Genomic DNA, 10,101 nt, shown 5'->3' with positions numbered 1-10,101 from the left:
CATGGCTAACGCGAACGAAGAGAAGCTCCGCGCCTATCTGAAGCGGACCACGACGGAACTGCACCGCACCAGCGAACGCCTGCGCGAGCTGGAGGAACGCGCCCACGAACCCGTGGCGATCGTCGCGATGGCGTGCCGCTTCCCCGGCGGGGCCGACTCACCGGAAGCCCTGTGGGAACTCGTGTCGTCCGGCACGGACGCGGTCTCCCCCTTCCCCACCGACCGGGGCTGGGACATCGAGGGCCTGTACGACGAGGACCCGGACGCCGCGGGACGCACCTACGTCCGCGAAGGCGGCTTCGTGTACGACGCGGGCCGCTTCGACGCGGGCTTCTTCGGCATCTCGCCGCGCGAGGCGCTCGCCATGGACCCGCAGCAGCGGCTGCTGCTGGAGACCGGCTGGGAGGCGCTGGAGCGCGGCGGCATCGACCCGCGCACCCTGCGCGGCAGCCGGACCGGCGTCTTCGTCGGCGCCTGGAACAGCGGCTACACCGACCAGGTCCGCGAACCGTCCGCCCAGCTCGAAGGCGACCTGCTCACCGGCGGCGTCGTCAGCTTCAGCTCCGGACGCCTCTCCTACACGCTCGGCCTGGAAGGCCCGGCCGTCACCGTCGACACGGCCTGCTCGTCGTCGCTGGTCGCCCTGCACCTGGCCGCCCAGTCGCTGCGCCGGGGCGAGTGCGACCTGGCGCTCGCCGGTGGCGTCACGGTGATGGCGACCCCGGCCGTCTTCGTCCAGTTCGCCCGGCAGCGCGGCGTCGCCGCCGACGGCCGCTGCAAGGCGTTCGCCGACGCGGCCGACGGCTTCGGGCCCGGCGAGGGCGCGGGCATGCTCCTGGTGGAACGCCTCTCCGACGCCGTACGCAAGGGCCACCGCGTCCTCGCCGTGCTGCGCGGCTCGGCCGTCAACCAGGACGGCGCGAGCAACGGCCTCACCGCGCCCAGCGGCAGCGCGCAGCAGCGCGTCATCCGCCAGGCGCTCGGCGACGCGCAGCTCACCGCCGCCGACGTGGACGCGGTCGAGGCGCACGGCACCGGCACCCGGCTCGGCGACCCCATCGAGGCCCACGCGCTGATGGAGACCTACGGGCAGGGCAGGCCGGCGCAACGGCCGCTGTGGCTCGGCTCGCTGAAGTCGAACATCGGGCACGCGCAGGCGGCGGCCGGTGTCGGCGGCGTCATCAAGATGGTCAAGGCCCTGGAGCACGGCGTGCTCCCCAAGACACTGCACGTGGACGCGCCCTCCGCCGAGATCGACTGGGACGCGGGTGCCGTGTCGCTGCTCACGGAGCGCCGGGACTGGCCCGAGACGGGCCGGCCCAGGCGGGCGGCGGTGTCGTCGTTCGGCGTGAGCGGTACCAACGCGCACGTGATCCTGGAACAGGCGCCGGCGGTCGAGGACGTCCCGGCGGGGGACGTGGTGCTGCCGGTGGTTCCGTTGGTGGTGTCGGCGAAGTCGTCGGCGGCGTTGCGTGAGCAGTCGGAGCGGGTGCGTGCGCTGCGTGGGCCGGGGTTGCTGGATGTGGGGTTCAGTCTGGCGGCGGGGCGTTCGGTGTTCGAGCACCGGAAGGTGTTCGTGGGGGACGTCGAGGTGGATGGTGTCGCGTCCGGTGGTGCTGGTCGGACGGTGCTGGTGTTTCCGGGTCAGGGGACGCAGTGGGTGGGTATGGGTGCCCGGTTGCTGGGGGAGTCCCCGGTGTTCGCGGCTCGGTTGGAGGAGTGCGGGCGGGCTTTGGCGCCGTTCGTGGACTTCGATCTCGTGGAGCTGGTCCGTGAGGGCGGTGCGCTGGACCGGGTGGATGTCATCCAGCCCGTCACCTGGGCCGTGATGGTCTCGCTCGCGGAGTTGTGGCGGTCGTTGGGGGTCGTTCCCGATGCGGTGATCGGTCATTCGCAGGGTGAGATCGCCGCGGCGGCTGTGGCGGGTGCGTTGTCGTTGGAGGACGCGGCGAGGGTCGTTGCTCTGCGTGCTCAGGTCATTGGGCGTGAGCTGGCCGGGCTGGGCGGGATGGCGTCGATTCCGTTGCCGCGTACGGAGGTGGAGGCGCGGCTCGGTGCGTGGTCCGGGCGGCTGGACGTCGCGGCGGTCAACGGGCCGAACAGCACGGTCATCTCCGGTGATGCGGAGGCGATCGTGGAGTTCGTCGCCGCGTGTCAGGCGGAGGACATCCGGGCCCGTCAGGTGCCGGTGGACTACGCCTCGCACTCGGCGCATGTGGAGCGGATCGAGGCGGAGCTGCTTGAGGTCCTGGCTCCCATCGCTCCCCGAAGTGCCGCCATTCCGTTCTTCTCGACGGTCGATGGCGGCGTGATCGACACGTCGACTGTCGGCGCCTCGTACTGGTACCGGAATTTGCGGCAGACCGTCCGTTTCGAGGACACCGTCCGTGCCCTCCTCGGGCGCGGTTTCACCACGTTCGTGGAGTCAAGCGCCCACCCGGTCCTGACGATCGGCATCCAGGAGACGGCCTACGCCGCCGACGCGGCCCTCGTCACCTCCGGGTCCCTCCGCCGTGACGACGGCGGCCTGGACCGGTTCCTGACCTCGGCGGCCGAGCTGTTCGTGGCCGGTGTGAACGTCGACTGGGCCGCCCTCTTCGAGGGCACCGGCGCCCGGCACGTCGATCTGCCCACGTACGCCTTCCAGCGCTCCCACTACTGGCTGGAGCCCTCCGCGCCCGCGCCCACACCCGGGGCCGCCCCTTCCGTCGACTCCTGGCGTTACCGCGTCACGTGGAAGAACCTGGGCCGGGCCGACGCGCCCGTGCTCACGGGACGCTGGCTGGTCGTCGCCCCCGAGGGGGTGGCCACGCACGACGTGGAGGCAGCCCTCGCCCGCCACGGCGCCGGGACGGACGTCCTGAGCGTCGACCCCGCGTCCGTACGGCGCGAGGACTTCGCCTCGCACCTCACGGGCGGGACGTGGGAGGGCATCCTCTCGCTGCTGGGGACCGACGGGCGGGCGCACCCCGACCACCCGGGCCTGGCCCTGGCCGCGCTCGCCACCACCGCGCTCGCCCAGGCCGCCGCGGCCACCGCCCCTGCCGGGGCACGGCTGTGGAACGTGACCACGGGCGCCGTGGCCGTGGCGCCGGGCGAGCGGCCGGACGCGGCCGGCGCCCAGGTGTGGGGTCTCGGGCGCACCGTGGCCCTCGAACTGCCCACCCTGTGGGGCGGCTCGGTCGACCTGCCCGCCCAGGCCGACACCGCCGCCCTCGACCGGCTCGTCGCGTCTCTCGCGGGCACCGAGGACCAGGTCGCGGTGCGGGCGTCGGGGACGTACGGGCGCAGGCTCACGCCCGCCGACGGCGGCCGGGCCCGGCGTACGTACACCCCGCGCGGCACCGTCCTGGTCACCGGCGGCACCGGCGCCCTCGGCGGGCACGTCGCCCGCTGGCTCGCCGCGCACGGCGCCGAGCACCTCGTCCTCACCGGGCGGCGCGGCTCCGGTGCGCCCGGTGCCGCCGAACTGGCGGCCGAGCTGGAGCGGTTGGGCGCCAGGGTGACCCTGGCCGCGTGTGACGTGTCCGACCGGGACGCCCTGGCCGCCGTCGTCGAGGCGCATCCGCCGACCGCCGTGTTCCACACCGCCGGGGTGCCGCACTCGCTGGACCTGCTCTCCTCGGACCTCCGGTCGTTCACCGACGTGTACGCGGGCAAGGTCGCGGGCGCGCTCCACCTGCACGAGCTCACCAAGGGCCTGGAGCTGGACGCGTTCGTGCTGTACGCGTCCGGCGCGGGCGTGTGGGGCAGCGGCGGGCAGAGCGTCTACGGCGCCGCGAACGCCGCCCTGGACGCCCTCGCCGAGCAGCGCCGGGCCGACGGCCTGCCCGCCACCTCCGTCGCCTGGGGCCTGTGGGGCGGCGGCGGCATGGGCGAAGGCGCGGGTGAGGAGTTCCTCACCAGCCGGGGGCTGCGGGCCATGGACCCGGCCGACGCCGTCGACGCGCTGGCCCGGGCGCTGGACCGCGACGACACCTGTGTGGCGCTCGCCGACATGGACTGGCCGCTGTTCGCGAAGGGGTTCACGGCGCTGCGGCCCAGCCCCCTGATCTCCGGGCTGCCGGGTGTGCGCGAGGCCCTGGAGCCGGACGCCGGCCCCGACGGCGCCGGCCAGGGCCCGGACGGTTCCCTCACCGCCCTGCTCGCCGGGCTGTCCGGCGTCGAGCGGTACGAGGCGGTCCTGGAGGAGGTGCGGCGGCAGGTGGCGGCGGTGCTCGGGCACGCGGGCCCGGACGACGTGGACGCCGACGAGGCGTTCAAGGACCTCGGGTTCAGCTCGCTGACCGCCGGTGAACTCGCCGCCCGGCTCAGCCGCGCCACCGGGGTCAAGCAGCCGCCGACGCTGGTCTTCGACCACCCGACGCCGTCGGCCGTGGCCGACCACCTGTGCTCGCTCCTCCCGGCCACGGACCCGGAGGAGGACCGGGTGCGGGCCGTCCTGGCCGAGCTGCCCCTGGAGCGGCTGCGCGCCGAGGGGCTGCTGGACAGGCTGCTCGAGCTGGCCTCGACCGGGACCGAGAACAGTCCCTCCCAGGCACCGGCCGCCGTCCACCCGCTCGACGCCGACGTGGACACCGACCTGGACGCCGCCATCGACGACCTCGACGGCGACGCCCTGATCGCGCTCGCGCTCGGCGACGCGGCCGCCTGACCCCCGTACGAAGAAGGGACCTCACCCCGATGGCCATGCCGCCCGAGAAGCTGATGGAGGCGCTCCGTACCTCGGTGAAGGAGACGGAGCGGCTGCGCAGGCACAACCGGGAGCTCGAGGCCGCCGCGCACGAGCCGATCGCGATCATCGGCATGGCCTGCCGCTACCCCGGCGGCGTCGACTCCCCGGAGGCCCTGTGGGAGCTGGTCGCCTCCGGCACGGACGCCGTCGCGCCGTTCCCCGGCGACCGGGGCTGGGACGTGGAGGGCATCTACGACCCGGACCCGGAGTCCCAGGGCACGACGTACTGCCGCGAAGGCGGGTTCCTCGCCGGAGCCGGGGACTTCGACGCCGCCTTCTTCGGCATCTCCCCGCGCGAGGCCGTCGTCATGGACCCGCAGCAGCGGCTGCTGCTGGAGGTGTCCTGGGAGGCGCTGGAGCGGGCCGCGCTCGACCCGCGCTCGCTGCGCGGCGGCGACACCGGGGTGTACGTGGGGGCGGCGCACGGCGAGTACGCCAGCGATCCGGACCGTATCCCGGCCGGCTCGGAGGGCTACCTGCTGACGGGCAGCGCGGACGCCGTCCTGTCGGGGCGGGTGAGTTACGCCCTCGGGCTCGAAGGCCCGTCCATGACGGTGGAGACCGCCTGTTCGTCCTCCTTGGTGGCGCTGCACCTGGCGGTGTCCGCGCTGCGGCGCGGCGAGTGCTCGCTCGCCCTGGCCGGGGGAGTGGCGGTCATGCCGGACGCGTCCGCGTTCGTGGAGTTCTCGCGGCAGAAGGGGCTCGCCCCCGACGGGCGTTGCAAGGCGTTCTCCGCCGACGCGGACGGCACCGGCTGGGCGGAGGGCGTGGGCGTCCTCGTCCTCGAACGGCTCGGTGACGCGGTGCGCCGGGGGCACCGGGTCCTGGCGGTCGTGCGGGGCTCGGCCGTCAACCAGGACGGTGCCAGCAACGGGCTCACCGCGCCCAACGGCCCCTCCCAGCAGCGGGTCGTACGGGCCGCGCTCGCCGACGCGCGACTGACGCCCGATCAGGTCGACGCCGTCGAGGCGCACGGCACCGGCACGACCCTGGGCGACCCGATCGAGGCGCAGGCCCTGATCGCCTCCTACGGCCGGGGCCGGTCGCCCGAACGGCCGCTGTGGCTGGGCTCGCTGAAGTCCAACATCGGGCACTCCCAGGCGGCCGCCGGGGTCGGCGGCGTCATCAAGACCGTCCAGGCCATGCGCAACGGCGTGCTGCCCGCGACGCTCCACGCGGACCGCCCGTCCCCGCACGTCGACTGGTCCGCGGGCACCGTCCGCCTGCTGACCCGGCCCCGGCCCTGGCTGCGCGAGGACTCCCCACGCCGGGCCGGCGTCTCCGCCTTCGGCGTGGGCGGCACCAACGCCCACGTCATCCTGGAGGAAGCCCCGCCCCCCGCCGCCGACCCCGCCCGCCCGGCCACGCCTTCGGCTCCGGCCCCCGCCCCGTCACCGGCCCCCGCCGCCGACCCCGCGCGCCCGGCCACGTCACCGGCCCCGGCACCCGGCGGGGCCGGGGTCGCCACGCCGCCCTGGTTCCTCTCCGGCCGCACCGCCGACGCCCTGCGCGCCCAGGCCGCCCGCCTGCGCGACCACATCCGTGCGCGGGAGGAGGACGGCACGGACAGCCGGTACGCCATCGGGCGCGCCCTCGCCGTGACCCGCAGCGCCTTCGAGCACCGTGCCGCGGTGCTCGGCTCCTCGTACCCGGAGATGGTGCGCGCACTGGACGCCCTCGCCGGCGGCGAGGACCACCCGGCGCTCGTCACCGGCGTCGAACGGCGCAAGGCGAAGACGGCGTTCCTCTTCACCGGTCAGGGCAGCCAGCGCCCCGGCATGGGGCGCGAACTGTACGCCGCCCACCCCGTGTTCGCCGCCGCCTGGGACGCGGCCGCCGCCCGTCTCGACGCGCACCTGGACCGCCCGCTGTCCGCCGCGCTGGACGACCCGGCCCTCCTGGACCGCACCCAGTACACGCAGGCCGCGCTGTTCGCCCTTGAGTCCGCCCTGTACCGGCTGCTCGAATCGTGGGGCATGCGGCCCGACGTGCTGCTCGGCCACTCCGTCGGGGGGATCGCCGCCGCGCACGCCGCAGGCGTGCTCGACCTCGACGACGCCTGCACCCTCGTCGCCGCGCGGGGCAGGCTGATGCAGGCGCTGCCCGCCGGCGGCGCCATGGTCTCGGTGCGCGCGGCCGAGGAGGAGGTGCGCGCCCTGCTGACCGGGGACGCGGCACTCGCCGCCGTGAACGGGCCCACGTCCACCGTCGTCTCCGGCAGCGAGGCCGCCGTCACCGCCGTCGCCGAGGCGCTCGCCGCCCGTGGCCGCCGCACCAAGCGGCTGAACGTCAGCCACGCCTTCCACTCGCCCCTCATGGACGGCATGCTCGACGAGTTCCGCGCCGTCGCCGCCACCCTCACCTACCGCGCCCCCGAGATCCCGGTCGTCTCCGACGTGACGGGCCGCCGCGCCACCCGCGACGAGCTGCGCGGCGCCGACTACTGGACCGAACACGTCCGTGCCACCGTCCGGTTCGCCGACGGCGTGCGCACCGCCCACGACATGGGTGCGACGACCTTCGTCGAACTCGGGCCCGGCGGCGTGCTGTGCGGCATGGCGGACGAGTGCCTGCCCGGCGGCGTCACCCTGGTGCCCGCCCTGGACAAGGACCGCCCCGAGCCGGCCGGCCTCCTGCGGGCCGTGGCCACCGTGCAGGTCACCGGCGCCGCACTGGACCGCGCCCGGCTCTTCGAGCACCCCGCGCCCGCCGTCGACCTGCCCGTGTACGCCTGGCAGCACCGCCGCTTCTGGATCGAACCCACCCCCCGGCACCGCACCGCCACCGGCCCGCGCCGCTACCGCGCCCGCTGGGAGCGGCTGGCACCCGCCGCCCCCGTACGCCCCCTCGGCAGTTGGCTGCTGCTCGCCCCGGAGGGCGGCGACAGCGCTGTCGCCGACGCGACCGAGCGCGCCCTGGCGGCCGCCGGGGCCACGGTGCGCCGGGTCACCGCCGACGCCCGGCGCGCCACCCGCGACGACTACGCGGAGCTGCTGCGCGCCCAGGGCGGCGACGAAGGTGACACAGCCGTTCCTTTCGACGGGGTCCTGTCCCTCCTCGGCACCGATGATCGGAGGCACGGCGGTCCCGGCCCGGCCCCGGCCGCGGTCGTGGCGACCCTGTACCTGGCCCAAGCGATGGAGGAGCTGTCGATGCCCGCTCGCCTGTGGTCCCTGACCCGGGGCGCGGTCGCCGCCGCCCCGGGCGAGGTGCCGGGGAGCGCGGGCGCCCAGCTCTGGGGTCTCGGCCGGGTCGCCGCACTCGAACTGCCCTCCCGCTGGGGCGGGCTGGTCGACCTCGCGGACCCGGCCGACGCCGCCGTGCTGCCCGCCCTGCTCGACGGCCCCGAGGACCAGGTCGCCGTGCGCGCGGGCGTCGCGTCCGGGCGGCGGCTCACCGCCGCGCCCGCCACGCCCGGCGTCACCCCCTACAAGCCGCGCGGCACCGTCCTGGTCACCGGCGGCACCGGTGCCCTCGGCGGCCACCTCGCCCGGCGCCTCGCCCGCGAGGGCGCCGACCACATCGTGCTCACCGGCCGGCGCGGGCCGGCCGCGCCCGGTGCCGCCGCGCTGGAGGCCGAACTGGTCTCACTGGGCGCCAAGGTGACCGTCGCCGCCTGCGACGCGGCCGACCGCGACGCACTCGCCCGCCTCATCGAGGACCACCCGCCGACCGCCGTCTTCCACGCGGCGGGCGTCCCGCAGGTCACCCCCCTCACCGCCACCGACGCCCGCCTCGTCGACGAGGTGTACGCGGGCAAGGTCGCGGGCGCGCACCACCTGCACGAGCTCACCCAGGGCCTGGAGCTGGACGCGTTCGTGCTGTACGCGTCCGGAGCGGGCGTGTGGGGCAGCGCCGGGCAGAGCGCCTACGCCGCCGCGAACGCCGCCCTGGACGCCCTCGCCGAGCAGCGCCGCGCCGACGGCCTGCCCGCCACCTCCGTCGCCTGGGGCGTGTGGGACGGCGGCGGCATGGGCGACGGGGACGGCGCCGACTACCTGCGCCGCCGTGGGGTGCGCGCCATGGACCCCGACCGGGCGCTGACCGAGCTGTTCCGCGCCGTCGCCGCCGACGAGCCGTGCGTCACCGTCACCGACACCGACTGGGCCCGTTTCGCCGAGGCGTTCACCGCGCTGCGGCCCAGCCCGCTCATCGCCGGCCTCGGCGCCACGCCCCCCTCCGCCCAGGCCGCCCCGGCCCCCGACACGCCCGGCACCGGCCCGGCGCCGCGCGACGAGCTGCTCGCCCTGGACCCGGCAGCGCGGGCGGAACGCCTCAGCGCCCTCGTCCGCGCCGAGACCGCCACCGTCCTCGGCTACGGCACGGCGGCCGAGATCGACCCCGACGCCTCGTTCACCGCGCTCGGTTTCGACTCGCTCGCCGTCGGCCGGCTCCGCCGCCGCCTGGTCGCCGCCACCGGTACGGACCTGACCGCGGCCGCCGTCTTCGACCACAACTCGCCCTCGGCGCTCGCCACCCACCTGCTCACCCTGCTCGACGACACGGACGCGCCCACCCCGGTGCGGGCGCAATCCACCCTGGTCGCCCTCTACCGCCGCGCCATCGCGGAAAGCCGCGTCCCCGAAGCCGTCGACGCCTTCGCCGCGCTGGCCCTCCTGCGCCCCACGTTCACCGCCGACTCCGTCCACACCGTCCACCCGGTCACCCTGACCGGCCCGGCGTCCGGCCCCCACCAGGACACCCACCCCCTGCTCATCGGGGTGTGCGGGACGTCCGCCGTGTCCGGGCCGGCCGAGTTCGCCGCCTTCGCCGCCGCGCTCAACGGCGCACGGCCCCTCGCGGTCCTGCCGCAGCCCGGGTTCACCGACGGGGAGCCGCTGCCCGCGGACCTGGACGCGCTGTGCGCCGCCCACGCGCGGGCGGTCCGCGCCCACACCGGCGGGCGGCCCTACGTGCTGATCGGCCACTCGGCGGGCGCCAACGTCGCCCACGCCCTCACCCGCCACCTCGAAGCACAGGGCGAGGGGCCCGCCGGTCTGGTGCTCGCCGACATCTACACGCCGGCCGACCCCGGCGCGATGGGCGTGTGGCGGGACACCATGCTGCGCTTCGCCGACGAGCGGGCCGTCCTGCCCGTCGACGACACCCGGCTCACCGCCATGGGTGCCTACCACCGGCTGCTGCTCGACTGGACACCCCGGCCGACCCGCGCCCCCGTACTCCACCTGCGGGCCTCCGACCCCATGGGCCCCTGGACCGACCCGGACGCCGACTGGCGCTCCGCCTGGCCGGCCCCCGACAGCGCCGCGGACATCCCCGGCAACCACTTCACGATGATGACCGAGCACGCCCCGACCGCCGCCGGCACCGTCGAGTCCTGGCTCGACACGCTCGCCGAACGGTGA

2 protein-coding genes are annotated in these 10,101 nt (G+C 75.9%); both read left to right on the top strand.

Annotated features, from left to right (window positions below; translation table 11 throughout):
• Window position 1: 1 nt before the first annotated feature.
• Entirely contained in the window at window positions 2-4,654 is a 4,653-nt protein-coding gene (locus tag ACZ46W_RS32445) for a type I polyketide synthase (RefSeq protein ID WP_468345440.1), read from the top strand.
• A 29-nt stretch (window positions 4,655-4,683) separates the two neighbouring features.
• A complete protein-coding gene (locus tag ACZ46W_RS32440; protein ID WP_468345438.1) occupies window positions 4,684-10,101 on the top strand; it encodes an SDR family NAD(P)-dependent oxidoreductase in 5,418 nt (1,805 codons plus the stop codon).

The organism is Streptomyces sp. NPDC031064 (genome assembly GCF_055570965.1).
This window is presented reverse-complemented; position numbering and strand designations above follow the sequence as displayed.

What these genes read in the sequence shown, in the direction of transcription:
- ACZ46W_RS32445 (WP_468345440.1), top strand. Translation starts at nt 2, where the DNA reads ATGGCTAACGCGAACGAAGAGAAGCTCCGCGCCTATCTGAAGCGGACC.
- ACZ46W_RS32440 (WP_468345438.1), top strand. Translation starts at nt 4,684, where the DNA reads ATGGCCATGCCGCCCGAGAAGCTGATGGAGGCGCTCCGTACCTCGGTG.